The sequence below is a fragment of the Kitasatospora sp. NPDC034035 genome (genome assembly GCF_055575755.1).
In genome coordinates this window covers 190,558-211,328 of the sequence record NZ_JBVISA010000007.1, presented here as the reverse complement: position 1 = coordinate 211,328, position 20,771 = coordinate 190,558, and the positions used below count along the sequence as shown (strand labels likewise).

18 protein-coding genes are annotated in these 20,771 nt (G+C 74.3%); 7 read left to right on the top strand and 11 right to left on the bottom strand.

The annotated features are described in order from the left end of the window. The first annotated feature begins 128 nt into the window (after positions 1-128). Positions 129-1,643: a DUF2252 domain-containing protein gene (locus ACZ52J_RS12530; protein ID WP_465618063.1), complete on the top strand. Its 1,515-nt coding sequence runs from the start codon at positions 129-131 to the stop codon at positions 1,641-1,643. Between the two features lie 32 nt (positions 1,644-1,675). On the opposite strand, the gene ACZ52J_RS12525 is transcribed toward ACZ52J_RS12530, so the two are convergent. Then, positions 1,676-2,362, bottom strand: coding sequence for an alpha/beta fold hydrolase (locus ACZ52J_RS12525; protein ID WP_465618061.1), 687 nt, complete (start codon positions 2,360-2,362; stop codon positions 1,676-1,678). A 28-nt stretch (positions 2,363-2,390) separates the two neighbouring features. Further along, positions 2,391-2,627, bottom strand: coding sequence for a hypothetical protein (locus ACZ52J_RS12520; RefSeq protein ID WP_465618059.1), 237 nt, complete (start codon positions 2,625-2,627; stop codon positions 2,391-2,393). Positions 2,628-2,671: 44 nt separating this feature from the next. Here ACZ52J_RS12520 and ACZ52J_RS12515 point away from each other — a divergent pair, with 44 nt between their 5' ends. Beyond that, positions 2,672-4,045 carry an FAD-dependent oxidoreductase gene (locus ACZ52J_RS12515; protein WP_465618057.1) on the top strand — a complete coding sequence of 458 codons (1,374 nt, stop codon included), beginning with the start codon at positions 2,672-2,674 and terminating at the stop codon, positions 4,043-4,045. A gap of 231 nt (positions 4,046-4,276) precedes the next feature. Continuing rightward, positions 4,277-5,578 (top strand): DUF5685 family protein, encoded by a 1,302-nt coding sequence (locus ACZ52J_RS12510; protein WP_465618055.1) that lies wholly within the window; start codon positions 4,277-4,279, stop codon positions 5,576-5,578. Positions 5,579-5,633: 55 nt separating this feature from the next. Here ACZ52J_RS12510 and ACZ52J_RS12505 read toward each other — a convergent pair whose 3' ends face one another. From ACZ52J_RS12505 to ACZ52J_RS12495, 3 genes are all read right to left on the bottom strand, one after another. Next, on the bottom strand, positions 5,634-5,834 hold the full coding sequence (locus ACZ52J_RS12505) for a hypothetical protein (RefSeq protein WP_465618053.1): 201 nt from the start codon (positions 5,832-5,834) through the stop codon (positions 5,634-5,636). After that, positions 5,827-5,970, bottom strand: coding sequence for a hypothetical protein (locus tag ACZ52J_RS12500; RefSeq protein WP_360493981.1), 144 nt, complete (start codon positions 5,968-5,970; stop codon positions 5,827-5,829). Before ACZ52J_RS12500 ends, ACZ52J_RS12505 begins: the two co-directional genes overlap by 8 nt. A 148-nt stretch (positions 5,971-6,118) precedes the next feature. Continuing rightward, positions 6,119-6,688, bottom strand: coding sequence for a TetR/AcrR family transcriptional regulator (locus ACZ52J_RS12495; protein WP_465618050.1), 570 nt, complete (start codon positions 6,686-6,688; stop codon positions 6,119-6,121). Positions 6,689-6,791: 103 nt separating this feature from the next. Here ACZ52J_RS12495 and ACZ52J_RS12490 point away from each other — a divergent pair, with 103 nt between their 5' ends. Continuing rightward, a complete protein-coding gene (locus ACZ52J_RS12490) occupies positions 6,792-7,274 on the top strand; it encodes a nuclear transport factor 2 family protein (RefSeq protein WP_360493975.1) in 483 nt (160 codons plus the stop codon). A gap of 164 nt (positions 7,275-7,438) precedes the next feature. Beyond that, positions 7,439-8,491: a hypothetical protein gene (locus ACZ52J_RS12485; RefSeq protein WP_465618048.1), complete on the top strand. Its 1,053-nt coding sequence runs from the start codon at positions 7,439-7,441 to the stop codon at positions 8,489-8,491. 77 nt (positions 8,492-8,568) lie between these two features. Here the strand turns inward: ACZ52J_RS12485 and ACZ52J_RS12480 are convergent, their stop codons facing one another. After that, the gene (locus ACZ52J_RS12480; RefSeq protein WP_465618046.1) at positions 8,569-9,165 is read right to left on the bottom strand and encodes a hypothetical protein; all 597 of its coding nucleotides are present in this window, start codon (positions 9,163-9,165) and stop codon (positions 8,569-8,571) included. A 111-nt stretch (positions 9,166-9,276) separates the two neighbouring features. Beyond that, complete coding sequence (locus tag ACZ52J_RS12475; RefSeq protein WP_465618044.1) at positions 9,277-9,813, bottom strand: MarR family winged helix-turn-helix transcriptional regulator; 537 nt, start codon at positions 9,811-9,813, stop codon at positions 9,277-9,279. Between the two features lie 80 nt (positions 9,814-9,893). On the opposite strand from ACZ52J_RS12475, the gene ACZ52J_RS12470 reads away from it, so the two are divergent. After that, on the top strand, positions 9,894-11,225 hold the full coding sequence (locus ACZ52J_RS12470; protein ID WP_465618042.1) for an MFS transporter: 1,332 nt from the start codon (positions 9,894-9,896) through the stop codon (positions 11,223-11,225). A gap of 66 nt (positions 11,226-11,291) precedes the next feature. Here ACZ52J_RS12470 and ACZ52J_RS12465 read toward each other — a convergent pair whose 3' ends face one another. Together ACZ52J_RS12465 and ACZ52J_RS12460 are read right to left on the bottom strand one after the other, a co-directional pair. Beyond that, complete coding sequence (locus ACZ52J_RS12465; protein ID WP_465618040.1) at positions 11,292-12,188, bottom strand: alkaline phosphatase family protein; 897 nt, start codon at positions 12,186-12,188, stop codon at positions 11,292-11,294. A 145-nt stretch (positions 12,189-12,333) separates the two neighbouring features. After that, positions 12,334-13,329, bottom strand: a complete 996-nt coding sequence (locus ACZ52J_RS12460; protein WP_465618039.1) for a phospholipase D-like domain-containing protein — start codon at positions 13,327-13,329, stop codon at positions 12,334-12,336. A gap of 370 nt (positions 13,330-13,699) precedes the next feature. Here ACZ52J_RS12460 and ACZ52J_RS12455 point away from each other — a divergent pair, with 370 nt between their 5' ends. After that, a complete protein-coding gene (locus ACZ52J_RS12455; RefSeq protein WP_465618038.1) occupies positions 13,700-14,977 on the top strand; it encodes a serine hydrolase domain-containing protein in 1,278 nt (425 codons plus the stop codon). 50 nt (positions 14,978-15,027) lie between these two features. Here ACZ52J_RS12455 and ACZ52J_RS12450 read toward each other — a convergent pair whose 3' ends face one another. Both ACZ52J_RS12450 and ACZ52J_RS12445 read right to left on the bottom strand, forming a co-directional pair. Beyond that, complete coding sequence (locus tag ACZ52J_RS12450) at positions 15,028-17,418, bottom strand: ATP-binding protein (protein WP_465618037.1); 2,391 nt, start codon at positions 17,416-17,418, stop codon at positions 15,028-15,030. Between the two features lie 375 nt (positions 17,419-17,793). Then, on the bottom strand, positions 17,794-20,514 hold the full coding sequence (locus ACZ52J_RS12445; RefSeq protein ID WP_465618035.1) for an AfsR/SARP family transcriptional regulator: 2,721 nt from the start codon (positions 20,512-20,514) through the stop codon (positions 17,794-17,796). Between the last annotated feature and the right edge of the window lie 257 nt (positions 20,515-20,771).

Sequence of the window (20,771 nt, the reverse complement as noted above, 5' to 3'; positions counted from 1 at the left end):
TGGGGGCGATCTCACCCGCCCCGCAGGAACCACCGTGCGGCTCCGGACGTCCCTCCCCCCGATGAACCATCCGCGCAGCTCGCGGGCGGGTAAGGACCGGAAGGGACGGGCGGGGCGCGGTGGCGCGGATGACCGAAGCAGTGGACGGAACTGAGCTGAGAGCAGCGGGAGGCCGGGGCGGGCCTGGCGTCGCGGCGCAGCGGAGCATGGCAGCGCAGCGGAGCGTCGTGGCACAGCGGAGCGCGGACGGTGCGGACGACCCGGCCGGGCGGGCCCGGCGCGGGTTCGCGGTGGCCGGGTTCGCGTCGGCGCAGGACGGGCGGGCGCGGGAGCGGGGCAAGGAGCTGCGGGCACGGGTGCCCCGGGAGCGGCACGCGGAGTTCGCCCTCGCCCACGGGCGGCCGACGGCCGTGGAGGCGATCGAGGCGTCGAACGCGGGCCGGCTCGCCGAGTTGGTGCCGATCCGGGTGGGACGGATGGCGGCCACGCCGTTCGCGTTCCTGCGCGGGTCGGCCGGGCTGATGGCGGCCGACCTCGAGGGCACGCCGGTGACCGGGGTCGGCGCGCAGCTGTGCGGCGACGCGCACGCCGCCAACTTCGGCCTGTACGGCGATGCGCGCGGCCAACTCGTCATGGACATCAACGACTTCGACGAGACCGTGCACGGTCCGTGGGAGTGGGACGTCAAGCGGCTCGCCGCCAGCCTGGTACTGGCCGGCCGGGAGACCGGCGCGAGTGAGACCACCGCGCGCGAGGCCGCCGAGCACGTGGCCGGCTCGTACCGCCGGACCATGCGTACGCTCGCCAAGCTGCCCGCGCTGGACGCCTGGAACGCCGTCGCCGACGAGCAGTTGGTGTCCTTCGCCGAGGCGCACGACCTCGCGGACGTGCTGCGCAAGGTCGGCGCCAAGGCGCTCGGCAACACCAGCGCGAAGTTCGCCGCGCGCAGCACCACCCGTACGGCGGACGGCGGTTGGCGTTTCTCCGCCGCTCCTCCGGTGCTCACCGAGGTGACCGACGCGACCGCCCGGGCCGTCGCCCACGCGCTCGGCCCGTACGTGGAGACGGTGCCCGCCGAGGTGCGCACGCTGCTGTCCCGCTACCGGGTGCAGGACGTGGCGTTCCGGGTGGTGGGCACGGGCAGCGTGGGCACCCGCTCGTACGTGGTGCTGCTCACCGACCACCGGGACCAGCCGCTGGTGCTGCAGGTGAAGGAGGCCCGCCCGTCCGCGCTGCTGCCGTACCTGCCGCCGGTGGAGCGGGACGGCCACGAGGGCCGGCGGGTGGTGCTCGGCCAGAAGCACATGCAGGTGGTCAGCGACACCCTGCTGGGCTGGACGACGGTCGACGGACTCCCCTACCAGGTGCGGCAGTTCCGCAACCGCAAGGGCAGCGTCGACCCGGCCGCGCTGCTGCCGACCCAGCTGGACGACTACGCGCGGATCACCGGCGCCCTGCTCGCCCGGGCGCACGCGCACACCGCCGATCCGAGCCTGCTGGCCGGGTACTGCGGCAAGAGCGAGGCGCTGGACGAGGCGGTCGCGGCCTTCGCCGTGGCCTACGCGGACCGCACCGAGGCGGACCACGCCGACCTGCTCACGGCGGTGCGCAGCGGGCGACTGCCCGCCGAGCACGGCGTGTAGTCACTCCGGCAGGCACTCCGCACAGCGTGTGGTCACTCCGACAGGAACGGCGCCACCGCGGCGACGAAATCCTCGGGCCGGGCACCGTGCACCAGGTGCCCGGCCTCGATGGTGACGAGGCGGCAGTCCGGGATCAGCCGGACGAGTTCGGCGATCCGCTCCTGGGGGACGTGGCTGGTCGGGCCGCCCGCGACCGCCAGGGTGCGGGCGGTGATCCTCGCCAGCCCCTCCCGCCAGGCCGGATCGGGGCTGTCGATCTGGGCCCGGACGGCCCTGACCATGGCCCAGTGGAAGTGGACGGACTCGTCCGGGTCGTCCGGCAGCGCACTCGCGGGGCGCGGGTACAGCGCGGGGATCTCCTCCAGGACCAGCCGGTCGATCCGTTCCGGCGCGGCCTGGGCGAGCAGGTAGGCGACGGCCCCGCCCATGGAGTGGCCGACGAGGTCGACGCGGTCCAGCCCGAGCGCGTCGAGGAAGGCCAGCACGTCGTCCCGCATCGCCTGCAGGCTGTAGGCCCCGGCCCGGTCACTGTCGCCGTGGCCGCGCAGGTCGAGCGCGTACACGTGGTGGCCGAGGGCGAGACCGGGCAGCACCACGTCCCAGTCGGAGGCGCGCTCGCCGAGGGCGTGCAGCAGTACCAGCGGCGGGCCGTCGGCGCGTCCGCTCTCGCGGTAGGCGAGCGTCACTCCGGGCAGGTCCACGGTCCGTACGTCGGTCATGCAGGCCACCGTACGGGCCGGAAGACCGTCAGCGGACCGCAGTTCGCCCTCGGCAGAGCGCGACCGGCTCGTCCTCGCGCCGCTCCCGCGCGGTGGCGCGGCCCGCGAGGACCGAGGCCAGGACGGCGAGTCCGGCCACCGCCGCGCAGACCGCACTCGTGGTGGGGCAGGCGGAGCGGTGCCCGCCGCCGCCGGCGGTCTGCCGCAGGTAGACGCCGGACAGGCCGAGACCGCGACGGCCGACCCGCGCTGGGCCGAAGATCACCGAGCAGTAGGATCGATTCGCAACACGACGCGAAGGGGAGCTCAATGGCGCGGGTTGCGGTGGTCGGCGGCGGTATCAGCGGACTGGGGACGGCGCTCATGCTCGGCCGGCGGGGCCATACGGTCACGTTGTTCGAGCAGGACGCCAGACAGGCCGGCGAGGACCTGAACCAGGACTTCTTCGACTGGAACAGACCGCGAGTCCCGCAGGCCAACCAGCCCCACTCGTTCCTCGCGCCCGTGCGCACCGTGCTGCGCGCCGAGGCCCCTGACGTCTACGCGGACCTGCTGGCCCGCGGAGCCCACGAGTACCACGACTTCGACTGGTTCGGTGAGCACCCGCCGCATCGGGCCGGCGACGAGGAACTGGTGACCCTGCGCACCCGCCGCATCGTGCTGGAGGCCGCCCTGACCGCGGCCGTGCAGCGGGAATCCACCGTCGAGGTGCGGCGAGGCTCCCGGGTCAGCGCCCTCGTCTTCGAGGAGGGCAGCCCGGCTCGGGTCACCGGCGTGCGGGTGGGCGAGGAAACGCACCGGGCCGACCTCGTCGTCGACGCCTCCGGTCGTCGCTCGCCGATACCTGCCTGGCTGATCGCGGCCGGCTGCCGCCCGCCCGTGGTCGACAACCACCGCACCGGGATCACCTACCTGTGCCGCTGGTACCGCCTGCGCGCCGACGGCCCGCGTGACCCCGGGCGGGTGAAGAACGGCTCGACCGCGCCGTACGCACTCGCCGGCATCTTCCCGTCCGACAACGACACCTTCGCGGTGAGCCTGGTGGTCTCCACCGGTGATCCGACCCGCAGCGCGCTCATCGACCCTGCCGTGTTCGAGGCCGTCGTCCGCCGCTTCCCCGCCACCGCCGCCTGGCTCGACCTGGACCCCGAACCGCACTCCGCCGTGCTGGCGATGGCCGGCCTGGACAACCGCTGGACCTCGCTCGTCGACGCCGACGGACCCGTCGTCACCGGCCTGGTCAACGCCGGGGACAGCCTCGTCCACACCAACCCCACCCTCGGCCACGGGGTGGCCCTCGGCCTCCGGGCCGCCCAGCACCTCGCCACCCACGTCGACCGGATCGCCGCCGACCCCACCGGCTACCACACCTGGGCTGCACAGACCCTCCGCCCGTGGTTCGACGCGCAGGTGGCGGCCGACCGTGCCAACGAGCAACGCCTCACCGACAGTTCTCCGTCCACGGACGTACGGGCCGCCGCCCAGGCCGCCTGCGCCTTCGACGATCCCGTCGTCATGCGCGCCCGGGCCCAGGTGCGCCACCTCGTGCGCACACCCGACGAGGCCTTCGGCAGCGACGAGGTGCGCGAGCGCGTCACCGCCTGGCTGGCCGAGCGCCCGGACTTCTCGCCCCGGCACGACGGCCCGACCCGGGACCAGTGGGACGCGCTCATCCCGGCCTGAGCGCTTCGACCCGGGGTGGCGGCCCGGACTCCCGACCGTCCGGACTCCCGACCGTCCGCAGGCCTCCCGTCCGTAGGCCTCCGGGTGGTACGCACCCTTGGGGCTTCGGCCGCTTCCACCACGGTCGTCCGCGCTCAGGTCCGTCAAGGACTCGGCCCAGCCACACCGCTGATCATATGATGTGCGGCGAATCGTGGCCGGTCAGCGGCCCGAAAGGCGAGGGGGACGATCGTGTTCGGCATCATCAGACCGTGCAGGCACCGGCTGTCCGAAAAGCTGCAGACCTCCTGGATGGCCCACCTGTGCGGGCTCTGCCTCGCACTGCGCGACGACCACGGTCAACTCGCCCGGACCGCCACCAACTACGACGGCCTGATCATCTCCGTCCTGGTCGAAGCCCAGGCCGCCCGGGAGGACGCCTCCTGGCGGCGCACCGCCGGGCCGTGCCCGCTGCGCGGCATGCGAACCGCCTCCGTCGCCAAGGGCGAGGGCGCCCGGCTCGCCGCCGCCGTCTCGCTCACCCTCGCCTCGGTGAAGATCCGCGACCACGTCGAGGACCGCGACGGCGTGTTCGCCCGCCGCCCCGTCGCCGCCGGGGCCCGCGCGGTCACCCGGCGCTGGGACCGGCAGAGCGCCGGCAGCGCCTCGACGATCGGCTTCGACACCGCCGTCCTGCTCGAAGCCGCCTCCCGGCAGGGCGAGTTGGAGCGCTCGCTGCTTCCTGGCGGATCCGTCCTGCTGGTCACCGAACCCACCGAGACCGCCACCTCGGCCGCCTTCGCGCACACCGCCGTCATCGCCGGACGCCCCGGCAATGCCGCCCCGCTCGCCGAAGCCGGGCGGCTGTTCGGCCGGCTCGCCCACCTCCTCGACGCCGCCGAGGACCAGGCCGCCGACGCCGCCTCCGGCGCCTGGAACCCGCTCACCGCCACCGGCACCGACCGCGCCGAGGCCGAACGGCTCTGCCGCGACGCCGTCCACGGCATCCGGCTCGCCCTGCGCGAGGTCGACCTGACCGACCGGGCGCTGGTCCACGTCCTGCTCGCGCACGAGACCGAGCGCGCCGTCGACCGGGTCTTCGGAGCCTCGCACACGGCCGACTGCCGCACCACGGGCGGCGCCGCGGGCGCCACGCCGGACGTCACCACGGACGTCACCACGGGCGTCACCACGGGCGAGCACCCGCACGACGCGCCGCCGCGCCAGGCGCCGCCCGGACAGGACCCGGGTGCGCCGATCCCGCCGTGGGTGCCGCAGGGCCCCGGCTTCACCCCGCCCGGCGAGAAGCCGCCGCGCCCCCGCAACCTGCTCGCCGGGTGCGCGGTGTGGGCGCTGATGGCCTGCACCTGCCAGCTACTCTGCTGCGACCACAACGACCCGTTCAGCCGCCGGCGCCGCCAGGGCTTCTGTGAGCGGCACGACTGCTGTGAGTGCCCCGACTGTTGCGACTGCTGCAACGGCTGCTCCGGGTGCGGAGACTGCTGCAACTGCTGTGACAGCTGCGACGGCTGCGACTGCGGATGCGACTGTTGAGGCGACTGTTGAGGCGACTGCCGAGACGGCTGCCGAGGCACTTGCCGATCCACCGTCAGTCGGCGTCCCCGGCGACCGCCTTCCCCGGCATCCCCGGCATCCCCGCCTGATCGGCGCCGACCGGCCCGGAGTGCCCCCGCGGCACTCCGGGCCGGTCGGCGTTCCCGTACTCCACGCCCTCGCTCCCGCGCTCGCCCTCACCGCGCCGCCACAGCGGAACCACCGCCACCGGGCACCACCCGGCGAACTCAGGCATCGCGCCCCGCCGCCTCCCGGTCCGCCATCAACGAGTGCTCCAGCCGCGCCAGCAACTGCCGGAACCGCTCGGTGTCCTGCTCCGTCATTCGCCCCTCGGGCACTGCCCCCGGCCGCTCGGCCGTTCTCTCGTCCATGCGCCCGACGGTAGGCGATGACGATCAACGGCCGATAAACGTGCCCTGGAGTCCGGATGTGGTCGGCCCGTGAGCGCGGGCCCCGATCCGGCTGTCGGCACCGGCGGTCGGGCGAAACGGCGGTCGGCGAACGGCCGTCCGGCTGCGGTCAGGGCCGGCCCGCCAGGGCGGCGTCCAGCAGCAGCCGGGCGGCTTCCCTGGCGTCGGCGGCGGCCGTCGGGTCGCCGTGGACGGCGGCGGTGGTGATGGCACCCTCGGCGAGCAGGGCCAGGTGGGCGGCGGTGGCGGGCGGGGCGCCGGCGGCCTCGGCGAGGCCGGCGAGGTAGCCGCTGAACTCCTCCTTGTGGTGCCGGGCGGCGGCCGCGACGACGGGCGTGGTGGCACCCAGTTCGCCGAAGGAGTTCACGAACGCGCAGCCGCGGAAGCCGGGTTCGGCGAACCACTGGCCGAGCCAGTCGAAGACCGCGAGCAGCTGGTCCCGGGGGGTGCCGCCGGCACGGGAGACGTGCACGGCGAGGCTCGCCCGCCAGCGGCCGTCGCGGCGCTGCAGGTAGGCCTCGACCAGGTCGTTCTTGGACGGGAAGTGCTGGTACAGGCGGCGCATCGTCACGCCGGAGGCGGTCCGGACGGCGTCCATGCCAACCGCTTGGATGCCCTGCCCGTAGAACAGTTCCTCGGCCGCGTCGAGGATGCGGGTCCGCGGGTCTTCGTGCTCCATCTGCCGTGCCCTTTGCGCGAGAACGATAGTTCTCCTATCGTAGCCACGGAAGTGAGAACGATCGTTCTCGCCAGTGGAATACCCGTTCCCGAGGAGTTCACCCATGGCCGAGCAGCTCGACGGACAGCGACCGCCCCTGCCCCCGTTCACCGAGGAGACCGCCCGGCAGAAGGTCCGGGCCGCCGAGGACGCCTGGAACACCCGCGACCCGCAGCGCGTCGCCCTCGCCTACACGCCCGACAGCCGCTGGCGCAACCGCACCGAGTTCCTCACCGGTCGCGAGCGGATCGCCGAGTTCCTCACCCGCAAGTGGCGCCGCGAGCTCGACTACCGGCTGATCAAGGAGCTCTGGGCGTACGACGGCAACCGCATCGCAGTCCGCTTCGCCTACGAGTGCCACGACGAGGCGGGCCGGTGGTACCGCTCCTACGGCAACGAGAACTGGGAGTTCACCCCGGACGGCCTGATGGCCCGCCGCCACGCCTCCATCAACGACCTGCCGATCACCGCCGAGGAACGGCTGTTCCACTGGCCGCTCGGCCGCCGGCCCGACGACCACCCGGGCCTCACCGAACTCGGCCTCTGAGTGCACTGAAAACCCTGTCGGGCCGCCACCGGAACACTGCTGACGCCGTATCGGCGCATCGGACCGCGCTGTTCCAGGTCTGTGACACATCGCGAACCGGTCATTGACCTTGCGCTGGGACGCTTCTCCCCAGAAAGCGAACAGCACCATAGGGGGGACCTGGAATGTCCGTGCGCAACAGATTCGGCACCGCCGCCGCGATCGCCCTCATGACCACCGTGGGCGCGGTCCTGCTCTCCGCCTGCGGTCCCAACGGCCCCGACTCCGGTCCCACCGCCGCACCGACCGGCGCCGCTCCCGCTTCGGCGGCGCCGGGGACGGCCGCGCCCGGTGCCCCGTCCCAGTCCGGCAGCCCGACGCCGGGCGCCAAGGAGGTCAACGGCACCTCCGCCGCCAACCACCTCACCATCAGCACGGGCACCCAGACCGTCGCGATGAACGGCGCCACCGTCGACTTCGGCACCACCGTCCGCGACCTCGCCTGGTCCCCCGACGGCAAGAAGGCCGCGTTCGTCAACGGCAGCGGCGACCTGGTGATCGCCAACCCGGACGGCACCGGGAAGGTCACGCTCGCCAAGAACCCGGGCGGGGAGACCTGGTCCCACCCCACCTGGCTGCGGGCCACCGCGATGCCCGGTGACACCTCCGGCGCCGCGGGGCTCGAGCGCTTCAACACGATCGTCTTCGCGTCCGACAAGGGCGGTGTGCTGAAGCTGGAGCGGGTCCCCACCAAGACCCCCGGCGCCACCCCCGAGGTGCTCACCCCGCACAGCTCCGAGGGCGGCGACGACAACCTGCCGCAGCCGCCGCAGACCGGCAACACCTGGGCCAACGCCGGCGGCCACCGCGGCGAGATCGCCTACGCCAACACCCCGGCCAACGAGGTGTACATCTACGACGACTACATCCGGCCCGCCGCCCGGGACATGGGCAAGGGCTCCCAGCCGGCCCTCTCCCCCGACGGCGAGCACCTGGTCTTCGTCCGCTCGGTGAACGGGCACGACCACCTGTTCACCCGCTCCACGCAGTTCGACCAGAAGCCCGAGAAGGACCTCACCCCCTCGGCCACGACCGACTACACCGAGCCCGTCTGGTCCCCCGACGGCAAGACCATCGCGGCCCGCACCCCGGACGGCGTCAGCACCCTGCCCACCGACGGCTCGGCTGGGCCCGTCCGGGTCTCCACCATCAAGGGCCTGCCCGCCTACCGGCCGTAAACAGCCGCACGGCCGTAAACAGCCGCACGGCCGTGAACCGCGGCACGGCCGTGAACCGCAGCGCGACGGTGCGCTTACTACTGTCCCCGGCCGGGCTGCTTCGCCAACTCGGCGCGCAGCTCGGCCAGGTGCTCGTCGGCCGACTCGTGCGGCAGGTACTCGACCAGGTCGAGGAAGCGGAACAGCACCCGGGTCTCGGTGACCGCGTACTCGTAGTCACCGAACCCGACCACCGCGCCCAGCCCACCGCGTGCCGCCCCGCGGACGGCGGCCGACGTCAGTGCGTCGGCCGCGTCCTCGGCGGTCACCCGTCGCCGGGCGTTCGGGCGGGCCAGGTACGGGCAGACCATCGACGCGTAGAGCATGCACGCGCGGTGCCCGGGGCCCTCCATGGTCGGCGCGAGGTTGCGGTACGGCCGGCCGGCCGCGAGCGCGTCGGCGATCGCGGCGCTCTCGGCGGGCCCCACGACCCGCCACACCGGTCCGCGCTCCATGAATCCGCCGCACACCGAACAGCGGCGCTCCAGCGCGCAGTCGGCGCTGCGGCCGTGGTCCGTCAGCGCGAACTGCGGCTCCTCCCCGTGCCACGGCGTGATCGCCGGCACCGGGTACCCCCGCCCGTCCCGGGGCCGCGCCCCCACACCGTCCGGCATCGGCACATGTTCGAATCGCACGCCCCTATCGATATCAGGGACGGGACCAGCCGGTCGACCCCGGGCGTGAGACCCCGCCGACCCCGCCGACCCTGCTGGCCTCGGTGGCGCCCGCCCCGGCGCCGACCGCGGTCAGCCCGAGCGGCCGTCCTCGGGGGCCTCCTGGACCAGCATCACCTTCCGCAGCAGGTCCGACAGCGTGCGCCGCTCGTCCTCGGAGAGCACTCCGAGCAGTCGGCGTTCCTCCCGCCCGACCACGTCGAGGGCCTCCTGCCACGCGGCGCGTCCGGCCTCCGTGAGGAGGATGTCGACCTTGCGGCGGTCCTCCGTGGAGGGGGTGCGCACGACGAAGCCCCGCCGTTCGAGGGTCTCCAGGCGGCCGGTGATCGAGGCCGGGGCGAGGTTGAGGTCGGCGCGCAGGTCGGAGGGGGCGGCGTGGCCGCCGCGGCCGGCGAGCTCGTGGAGGGTGTCGAACTCGTGCTTCTGCAGGCCGTAGTCGGCGACGCCCTGTTCGCGGACCCGGCGGAAGTGCCGGGTGAGTTTGGACATGCGAGTGACGGCGGCCTCGATGTCCGGGTCGAGGTCGGGCAGCACCGGTTGCCAGCGCTCGACGTGGCCGTCCGTCCAGTCGCGGGGCGGGGTGCGGTCCTGGTGGGGGTGCTCGGCCATGGGAGGAGTCTACAAACCTCAAAGCAACGCCATCAAAATATTCGTTGTCAAAATTTCGTCACCGAAATACAGTGCGGCGCGTGACCCGACACCCCCTGCGCCTACCGGACTTCCGCCTGCTCTTCCTCGGCCGGACCATCTCCACCCTCGGCGACGCCGTCGTCCCCGCCGCCCTCGCGATCGCCATCACCCGGGCCACCGGCTCCTCCGCCGCGCTCGCCCTGGTGCTGGGCTGCGCGATGGTGCCGAAGCTGCTCCTGCTGCCCTTCGGCGGAGTGGTCGGAGACCGCTTCGACCCGCGCCTGGTCGCGCTCACCACCGACCTCGTCCGGGCCGTCGCCCAGGTGCTCGTCGGCCTGGAGCTGCTCGGCGGGCACCCGAGCCTGCCGCACATCGCCCTCGCCTCCGCCGTCGGCGGCATCGCGTCCGCCTTCGCCATGCCGACCGCCTCGCCGCTGGTCGCGGCCACCGTCCCGGTCGAGCTGCGGCTGCGCGCCAACGCCCTGCTGGGCACCGCGAACGGCGCCGCCCGCCTCGGCGGTCCGGCCCTCGCCGGGCTGCTGGTGTACACCGCCGGGCCCGGCTGGGCGTTCGTCCTGGACGGCGCCTCCTTCGTGGTCAGCGCCGCGCTGCTGACCCTGCTCACCCGGTTCACCCGACCCGCCGGTGACCGCGCGCCCGCCGCGGACCGCGCCGACCACGCCCCGGGCGAACCGCGCTCGCTGCGCCGGGACCTCGCCGACGGCTGGGGCGAGGTGCGCTCCCGGGACTGGTACTGGACCAGTCTGATCGCCCACGGGGTGTGGAACGGCGCGAGCGCCGTGCTGCTCACCCTCGGCCCGCTCATCGCCGCCACCCGCCTCGGCGGCGACGGCGCCTGGGTGGCGTTCACCCAGGCCGGGGCGGTGGGCCTGCTGGTCGGCTCGCTGATCGCCGGGCGGGTCCGCCCCCGCCGTCCGGTGCTGGCGGGCAACCTCGCGCTCGCGCTGTACGGGCTGCCGCTGCTCGCGCTCGCCGTCCCGGCCCCGGCGCCCCTCGCGGTGGCCGCGCAGGCGGTGGCGATGACCGGGCTGGGCTTCCTCAACCCGGTGTGGGCGACGGTGGTGCAGCAGGACTTCCCGGCCGGGGTCCTGGCCCGGGTCACCTCGTACGACTGGCTGCTCTCGCTGGGCGCCGCCCCGCTCGGGTACGTCCTGGCACCGCTGGCCGCCGACGCCTGGGGAAGCCGGGTGCCGCTGCTGACGGCCGCGGCGCTGGTGACACTGGTCTGCGCGGGCACGGCGGCGGTACCCGGGGTGCGCAGGCACGGCGCGCGGCCCGCAGCCGGCACCGGAACCGCGCCCGCCACCGGGCCCGGAGCCGGAGCCGAGCCCTTGCCGGAGCCGAGCCCGGAGCCGAGCCCGAGCCGATGACCACGCGGCCGCCGGCTCAGGCTCGGCCTCCGGCTCAGGAGAAGGTCAAACCCCGATCGCCGGAGCTCAGTTCCAGATGCCGGTGATGTCGCTCGCGGTGGCCGCGTTGCCCGCGTGGCCGCCGGCGCCGGCCAGGTCCTCCAGGGTGCGCAGCACGTTGTAGTGGTTGTAGGTGGTGGCGGAGCTGCTGCCGGGGGTGACGTGGGCGCCGTAGACCAGGGTCGGGATCCGGTTGCCGGACAGCTTGTTGTCCTCGTCGAAGGTGACGACGAGGAGGCTGTTGTGGGTCTGCGCCCAGGTGGCGTAGGCGCCGAGGTTGTTCTTGATCCAGGTGTCGCCGGTGCTGACCGAGCAGTCGTGCATGTCGCTGCAGAGGTTCGGCACGACGAAGGAGACGTTCGGCAGGGTGGTGTAGTCGGTGGGGAACTGCGCGAAGGTCTTGGCGCTGCTGAGCGGGACGTTGCCGAAGCCGAACCACGGGTTGTGCTTCTGGGCGTAGTTGCCGCTGCTGCACACGGTGCTGCCCTGGCTGGGCAGGGTCTCGTTGTAGCTGGCCCAGGTCTTGCCGGCGGCGATGACCTCGGAGGCCAGGTTGGCGCTCTGGAAGCCGCCGACGGTCACGCAGCTGTCGTCGACGCGGCCCTGGGTGGAGCCGGAGAACAGCGCGTAGTAGTTCGGCTCGCTGGGGTGGGTGATGCCGAAGGACTGGGTGAGGTTGGCGCCGCCCGCCTTGAGGGTGTTGTTGAGGTACGGGGCGCTGCTGCTGCCGATGACCTGGGTGTAGGCGTGGTTCTCCATCACCACGACGATGATGTGGTCGGGCGTGGGCAGGGCGGCCGCCTGCGCGGTGGTGGCGGTGGCCGCCCACAGGCCGGCGGAGGCGGCGACCAGGGCGACGGCGGAGCCGATCGCGGTCGCGGTGCGGCGGGAGCGGGGGTTCTGGGGCTTCGTGGACGAAGTCATGACAAATCCTCGGGTGAGGAGCGGCCCCGGTGAGCCGCTCGGCATGGGGGGAAGGAACGTTTCCCGTACGCCGGGTGACGACCAGTACGCCTCAGCGCTGCGTCAGGACGGCGTCAGTACGTGTTGGTGCGGCGTTGGTGCGGCGTCAGTACGGCGTGCCGTTGGCGAAGTCGCCGGCGACGGTCGACTCGATGGCGTCGAGCACCCCGGAGTCGGTGGTGATCAGGCCCAGCTCGCGGTTGTGGTTCAGCGAATTGTCGGAGAAGTTCTCCGAGCCCGCGAACACCTTGGCCGACACCGTGCCGTAGTCGGCGACGATCGCCTTGGCGTGGACGTACAGGCCGGTGGTCGACGAGTAGGTGACGACCTGGCCGCCCGCCGCGGTCACCTGGTCGAAGGAGTCGGCGTACGAGCTCGGGTTCATCCCGACCACGCGCACGGTGACGCCGCGCGAGGCCGCCGCGGCGACGGCGTCCACCAGGGCCGCGTCGCCGAACTCCAGCTGCTCCAGGTCGAGGCTGGTCCGCGCGCCGTTGATCAGGGCCAGCAGCCGGGACTGCGAGTCGGTGGGCGACCAGACCAGGTTGTCGCCGTCGGTCGGGGTGACGGCGGTCTTGGCGTAGTCGGCGGCGAAGACCCGCTCGATCGCGGCGACGTCGTTGGCGTCGGTGTCGATGACGCCGTAGTCGCGGTCGTTCGCGTAGTAGGCGGAGTCCAGGTTGCCAGTCATGATCAGCGACGTGGCGCCGTCCACCGTGACGGTCTTCTGGTGGGTGTAGACGAACGCCGTGGAGGAGTACGTCACCCCGACCCCGGCGGCCTTGAGGGCCGAGTAGGCGGAGCCGTTGACCGAGGTGTGCGCGCCGTCCAGGATCACCCGGACCTTGACGCCGACCCGCTGACGGGCGATCAGGGCGTTGACGGCGGTGGTGTCGCGCAGCTCGTACATGGTGACGTCGACGGACCGGGTCGCCGCGTTGATCAGGTTGTAGACGACGGTGTGGTCCTGGTCGGGGAAGACGATCGCGGTGTACGTAGCGGAGGCCGTGGTGGCGGCCTGGGCGGTGCCGGACAGCGGTATCAGACCGGCGGTGGCGAGCAGCAGGGCGCCGGCGCGGCGCGCCAGGGAGGCCAAGGGCATGGGGAAGCTCCATGGTCGGGTGACGGGGAACCTGGTGACGGGGAACCTGGTGGGCGAAGCTGGACGGGCGAAGCTGGTGGCGGGAGGCTGCTGAAGGGATCCGGCGGGAGGGAGCCGGTGCGGGGGAGCATGCCGGAACGCGCGGTGAGCGCCCGAACAGCATGCGGCGCGGCCGTCAACGCGGGTAGACGACAGCAGGTAAAACCTTGGCTCCGGACCGGGAAACGAACGGGGCGGCCGACACGCCGATTCCCACAACGGACGATGCGGGCGAACCGGTTCACATTGCCTTCGACCGCCCCGGCCGGTGATAGTGATCTTCGATCGGCGCGGCCGGACGCCGCGTCAGCTGATGAGAGAGCCGAGGAACATGGCGAAGACCAGCCTCCTGCGTCCCCTCGCGGTGGCCGCCGCCGCTGCCGTCCTGATGGCGACCGGCGCCGTGCACGCCGCGGCCGCCGACCGGGGCGCCGCCGACGCGCCCGCCTCCGACATCCCCGGCGTGCTCGCCGCCCTGCAGGCCACCACCGGCGCCGGCGCCCCGGGCGCCTTCGCGGTGATCCGCGACCACGGCGACAAGGAGAACGCCCGATCGGTGTCGGTCGGCCGGGCCGACCTGGACGGGACCCCGATGAACTCCTCGTGGAGGTTCCGGGTCGGCAGCAACAGCAAGATGTTCACCGCCGTTCTCGTGATGCAGCTGGCGCAGGAGGGCCGGATCGACCTCGACAAGCCGCTGCGCGACTACCTGCCGGAGGGCACCCTGCCGGAGGGGTGGACCATGACGGGCCGCCAGGTGATGGAGCACCGGGCGGGCGTCTACGACCACACCAACGACCTGCTGGAGCAGGCGGGCGAGGAGACCACCAGCGCGTTCGAGGCGCGCATCCGCACCAATGTGTACGACCCGCGCGACCTGGTGGCGATGTCGGTCAAGCACGGTGTGCAGTACACCCCCGGCACCCGCTACTCGTACTCCAACACCGACTTCGTGCTGATGGGCCTCGCGGTCGAGCACCTCACCGGCCAGCCGTTCGCGGAGGTGCTGAACGAGCGGATCATCCAGCCGCTCGCCCTGCGCAAGACCTCCTTCGTGGTGCCCGACCAGCAGATCCGGGGTGCCCACGTCACCGGCTACCTCACCAACGACGACCGCAGCAAGCCGCTGCTGGACTCCACCGCGCAGAACGGCTCCTGGGTGTGGAGCGCCGGTGCCGTCATCTCCGACGCCGAGGACCTCGACCGCTTCCTCACCGCGCTGCTGGCCGGCGGCGAGGGCGGGCTGGTCTCGGACGACTCGCTGCGGCAGATGACCGCCGCCCTGCCGACGCCCACCGCGAAGATCTCCTACGGCCTGGGGCTGCGCCGCATCTCGCTGTCCTGCGGGGACGTGTACGGCCACGGCGGCATCGTGCAGGGGTTCCAGACCCAGTCCTTCGTGACCCAGGACGGGCGGCGCAGCGTGGTGGTCTTCGCCAACGCCTCCAACAACGGCGCGGTGACGCAGGGGCTGATGAACACCCTGGAGCCGGCCTTCTGCGGCAAGAAGCCCGCGGTCGCGTCGAAGAAGTCCTTCGCGCCGAGCGCGGACGTCCGGGGCTCGGACCTCACCGACGGGCTGCCCGTGGTGGAGGACACCCGGATCTGACCCTGCGGCGCCCGTCCCCTCTCGCCGCGGAGAGGGGACGGGCGCTCGTGTCAGTGCCCGGGCGGCCCCTGGAAACCGCCCCCCGGCCGGGGGCCGTTCGCGCTGAGGTCGCTGAGCGCCTCGGTGAGCAGTTCCCGGGCCTCCTCGGCGCGGCCCTGCTCGATCAGCGCGGTGCCGAGTTCGGTCAGCGTCTTGGTCATGCTGTCCGGCCGGCCGACCGCCTCGTAGTGCGCCAGGGCCTGCCGGTAGGCCTTCTCGGCGGCCGGCCAGCGCTTCAACGCCGCACGGTCCAGGCCCAGTTCGTGCGCGGTCATGGCCGCGAGCAGGTTCATCAGCGGCGCGGACCAGCGCTCCACCAGCTCCAGCGCGCCGGCCAGGGCCCGCCGCCGGGTGTCCACGGCCTCCTCGGCCCGGCCGGACTCGCGCAGGCAGTTGGCGGCGCCGCGCAGGGTGACCAGCCGGCCGATCATCGCCGAGCGGTTGTCGACCTCGGCGAAGGCGTCCGCCGCCCGTTGGAAGGCGTCGATCGCCTCGCGGTGCCGCCGCAGGTAGCGCAGGCCGGAGGCGAGGTAGGTGAGAGCCCAGCCCTGCTGCTCCCGGTCGCCCAGCGCCTGGGCCAACTCCAGTCCTTCGGCGGCCAGTTCGATGCCGCGCTGGTAGCGGTGCAGACAGGTGACGTACGTCCAGGCCAGGTAGTTGACGTGCACCGCCTCGGCCTGCCGGTCGCCGAGCGCGCGGGCGGCGTCCACCGAGAGCTGGAACACCTCCGCCCAGATCCCCCAGCTCAGCAGCCGGTCGGAGAACCAGTGCATGGCCTCGGCGGTGTCGATCACCTCCCGGTGGCGGCCGGTCCGCTGCGCCTGGTGCAGGGCGGCCAGCCACTCCAGGTGCTCGTACTCCAGCCAGCGTGCGGCCTCGGTGAGGTGCGCGGACGCGGAACCGGTGACCTCGGCGCCGTCCCTGGCGTGCTCGGGGTCGAACCGCAGCCCGTAGGCGGCGGCCCGGTCGAGGAGCCAGCGCCCGGCCCGGGTGCGGGCCTCGGCCAGGTCCTCGGGGGCCTCGTCAACGGCCAGCCGTTCGCCCGCGTAGAGCCGCACCAGGTCGTGCAGGCGGTAGCGCTCCGGGGTGGCCGGCTGCACCAGTCCGGCGTCGACCAGTTGCTCCAGCACCAGTTCGGTCCGGGCCGCCGACCGGCCCGCGTAGGCGGCGGCGACCACCGCCGTGAAGTCCGGTCCGGCCGTCAACGCGCATCGCCGGAGCACCAGTTGGGACTCGGCGGGCAGGCGGCGGTAGGACAGCTCGAAGGCCGGGCGGACCGCCAGGTCGCCGGTCTCCAGCAGGTCCAGGCGGTACTCCTCGGCGGCCAGCTGGCGCACCAGGTGGGCGACCGGCTGCTGCGGGCGGGCGACCAGCCGCTGCCCGGCGATCCGCAGCGCGAGGGGCAGGTAGCCGCAGAGCCCGGCCAGTTCGGCGGTGGCGTCGGGCGCGGCCTCGATCCGCTCCCGGCCGGCGATCCGGGCCAGCAGGCCGGCCGCCTCGGCCGGAGCGAGCACGTCCAGGCTCAGCCGGTGCACCGACTCCAGTCCGGGCAGCGCGTTGCGGCTGGTCACGATGGTCACGGCCGGTCCGGAACCGGGCAGCAGCGGGCGCACCTGGCTCTCGTCGGCGGCGTCGTCCAGCACCAGGACCAGCCGCCGCTCGCGCACCAGGGCCCGGTAGAGGCCGGCCCGTTCCTCCGTCCCGGCGGGCACCGCGGCGTCCGCGACGCCCAGGGCGCGCAGCACCTGGCCGAGGGCGTCACGGGCGGGCAGCGGGTGCGCGGACATGCCGCCGAGGTCGAGGGAGAGTTGGCCGTCCGGGAAGCGCGGGGCAAGGGTGTGGGCGGCGTGCAGGGCGAAGGCGGTCTTGCCGAGGCCGGGCTGACCGCTGACCAGCACCACCCGGGGATGGGCGGGCCGGTCGTCCGAGGCCAGGCCGGCGAGCGCCGCGAGGGCGCCCTCGCGGGCGGTGAAGTCGGCGATGTCGCGGGGTAGGGCGAGGGCGCTCTGGCCCGCGATGACGGGCGCTGTCCGGGGCGCTTGCTCCCTGCTCCCCGGGTCCCCGTTCCCCGGGTCCGTGGTCGCCGGGTTTTCGGGCGGCGCCGCCTGGGCCCCGACCCGCGCCGGACCCGGCCGGACGCCGCGCGGGCGCCCGGACTGCGCGGCGCGGTCCAGCGCCTCCGTCTGCTGGCCGACCAGGCCCAGCGCGACGGCCAGGGCCCGGACGGTGCGCCGCTGCGGCCCGCGGGTGCGGCCCCGCTCCATGTCCCCGAGGGCGCGCAGGCTGACCCCGGCGGCCGCGGCCAGTTCCTCCTGGGTCAGGCCGGCCGCCACCCGGTGTTCGGCCAGCAGACGGCTGAACTCCCCCACGTCCGTGCCCGTTCCGCCGACCCCAGCCGCCATGCCCCGCCCCCACTCACTCGGTCCTGCCACTTCCGCACTTCTGCCTGGAATCACGCCGGGCGATCGGCACCAGGCAGAAGTATGCCCCGGCGGCGGAATTGCCCGTACCCGATCAATCGTCGACGTCTCTTCCCAGCTCAGGGGTACCGCCCGGGTGTCGGACGGTCCGGCGGCGAAGGCCGTTCCCCACGTCGGAACTGCCGGTAGTTCCGCCTGCGGTTCCGCTCTCTGGTGAACGGCTCGACGGCGGGTCGAGGTTCACATCGGGTTTTCCCTCCGGTCTCCCCTCGGGCTTCCCATGGGTTTTCCGGGGGCCGGCGGGACGGTTCCGCCCATCGGTCGGCGGCTGCCCACCGGTCGGCGACCGCCCGTAGGTCAGCGGCCGCCCGTCGCCAGTGTCTCGGCGTGGCGCCGGGCCTCGGCCCCCTCCATGCCGCGGCCCAGCTCGCACAGCAGGTCCGCGAGCAGTCCGTGCGAGCGCGCCTCGAGCGCGGGATCGCCGACGGCACGGCCGAGGGCGACGGCGAGCCGGGCCGAGGACAGCGCGGCGTCGCGGCGGCCGAGGGCGTGCAGGGCGCGGGCGCGGCTGTGGGTGGCGAGGACGGCCTCGGCGCCGCCGGGGCCGGCGGTGGCTTCCCGGACGGCCTCGTCGGCGTGGGCGAGGGCCGGGCCGGGGTCGCCGGCCAGGACCAGGGCGTCGGCGAGTCCGGTGAGCGAGGGCACCAGCAGGTGTCCGGTGACCGGGGTCCGGGCGGCGACCACCAGGTCGGTGAGCATGGGCAGGGCCCGCTCGTAGCGGCCGGCCCGCAGCAGCGCGGCGGCCACCCTGCTGCGGCAGTGGTGGCGCAGCGCCGCGTCACCGGCCCGGTCGGCCGCGGCGACGGCGAGGTCCAGCTGCTCGGCGGCGGTGCGGTGGGCCGCGCGGGCGATGTGCAGGACCGCGAGGTCGGTGCCGAGCCGGGCGACGGCCGCCGCGTCGCCGTCCGCGTGCGCGGCGCTCAGCCCGGCTTCGACGACGGCCCGCCAGTGGGTCCGGTCGTGGCCGGTGGCCTCGTACAACAGGGCGATCCGGTGGGCGAGTTGCCAGGACCCGGCGGTCCGTCCGTACTGCTCGGCGCACACCACGACGGCGCGCAGGGCGCTCTCCTCGCGGCCGAACCAGGCCGCCGCCCGCTCGCTGCCGCCGGCCGCAGCCGTGCACTCGGCCGTCCAGCCTGCGGTGACGTCCAGGTAGTGGGCGATCAGCCGGTCGAGGGCGACGAACCGTTCGTCGCAGGTGAGTTCGGCGGCCTGCCGGGCGGCGTAGCGGCGCACCAGCTCGCGCCGGGCGTAGCGGCCGGGGGTTTCCTCCTCCAGCAGGTGGACGGCGTCCAGCCCGGTCAGCAGGGAGCGGGTGGCGGCGGGCGGGAGGTCGGCGAGGGCGGCGGCGGTGTCGGTGTCGATCACCGCGCCGGGGTGCAGGCCGAGCAGGGTGAACAGCCGGGCGGCGGCGGGCGGCAGCGTCCGGTACGTCCGGTCCAGGGCGGTGGTGAGGCCGATCGGGCCGCGGGCGGTGCTGGTACCGGTGCCGGACAGGGCGGCCAAGCCGGTCTCCTCGGCGGCGAGTTCGCGGGCGAGGTCGCCCGGGGTCCAGTCGGGTCGGGCGGTCAGCCGGGCGGCGGCCAGGCGCAGCGCGAGCGGCAGACGGTCGCAGCGCTCGGCGAGTTCGGCGAGTTCGGCGACGGTGTCCGGGTCGCCACCGGTCCGGTCCGGTCCGAGGGTGCGGGCGAGCAGCGCGGCGGCGTCCTCGTGGCCGAGCGCGCCCAGCGGGAGCGGGACGCCGCCCTCGTGGACCAGTAGGTGGCGCAGGCGGCTGCGGCTGGTGACGACGGTGACGGGGGCCGGCCCTGGTTCTTCCCCGCCCTCGGTGTCCGCCGCCGGCGGGTCGGGCAGCAGGGGCCCGAGCTGCTCGTGGGAGGCGGCGTCGTCCAGCAGGATCGCCATCCGCCGGCCGGCGACGAGTTCGCGGTAGCGGCGGGAGCGTTCGGCGGTCGAGGCGGGGTGGGCGTCCGGGGCGACGCCGAGGGCGGTGAGGAACTCGGCCAGGACGTCGGCGGGTTCGCGTGGCCCGTCCGGGTCGAAGCCGCGCAGGTCGGCGCGGAGGAGGCCGTCCGGGAAGTGGCGGGTGCCGTGCCGCGCCGCCCAGTGCTGGACCAGGGCGGTCTTGCCGACCCCCGCCGGGCCGGTGACCAGGATCGGATGGCCCGCCCGGGCCGCGGGCAGGGCCTCCTCCAGGCGGGCGAGTTCGGCGCCGCGGCCGACGAAGCGGCGGTCGGGTGAGGCGGGCTGCTCGCCGAACTGCTCACCGGCGCGGCGCAGTTCCGGCCCGGGCGGGCCGGGGAGCCGGGCGATCGCGCGCTCGTACCGCTCCCGCGCCTCCGCCCGCCGCCCGTCCTGCTCCAGGCAGCGGACCAGCCGGGCGGTCAGCGTCTGCCGGGACGGGTGGGCGTCGGCCGCCTCGGCCAGTTCGGCGGTCGACTCGCCGCCGCGGCCCGCGCGGAGGAGTTCCTCGGCCAGCCGTTCCAGGGCGCGCAGTCGCAGGTCGGTGAGGTGCGGGAGCGCCCGCTCGCGCAGCAGGGCTGAGCCGCAGTCGGTGAGCGCCGGGCCGTGCCACAGGTCCAGCGCGGCGCGCAGCAGCGGCAGCGCGGGGCTCTCCGGGGCCGCATCCCTCGGGGCCGCATCCCCCAGGGCCGTCTCCCCCGGGGCGACGGGCCCGGGCAACGGGACGCCCGCCTCCTCGCAGAGGCGCGCGAAGCGCAGCGCGTCGACCCGGTCGGGCTCACCGGCCAGCAGGTAGCCGGAGCCCCGGGTGCCCAGCACCAGCCCCGGCCCGTCCAGCAGTTGGCGCAGCGCCGCGACGTGCCCCTGGAGGGCGGCCCGCGCGGTGGGCGGCGCCGCGCCGTCCCAGACCAGCTCGATCAGCTCCTCGGTGGCCACCGTCTGGTTCAGCCGCACGGCGAGCGCGCTCAGCAGCGCCCGCCGTTTGGGGGCCGAGGGCGTCACCGCCGTCCCGTCCTCCCGCCGCAGGACCACCGGCCCGAGCAGATCGATGTACACGCGCCCCTCTTCTCCCCCACCCGCGGACTTCCGTCCGAGGATAGGCCCGACCTGCCCGTTCACGCTCTCGCGGACCGGTCGGGCCGCCGCGACCCGCGCTCGAACCGGACGTGGCGGTCGGCGTCGTGTCTCTCCGTCATGGCGGCACGGTATCCGGCGGGTCCGACACGAAGGACCGGGCCCCCTCGGGGATTCCGGCCCGGTGCGGGCCCGGGCCCGGGCGCGGGAGGCAAGGCCCCTCGGCGGTCGACGCAACC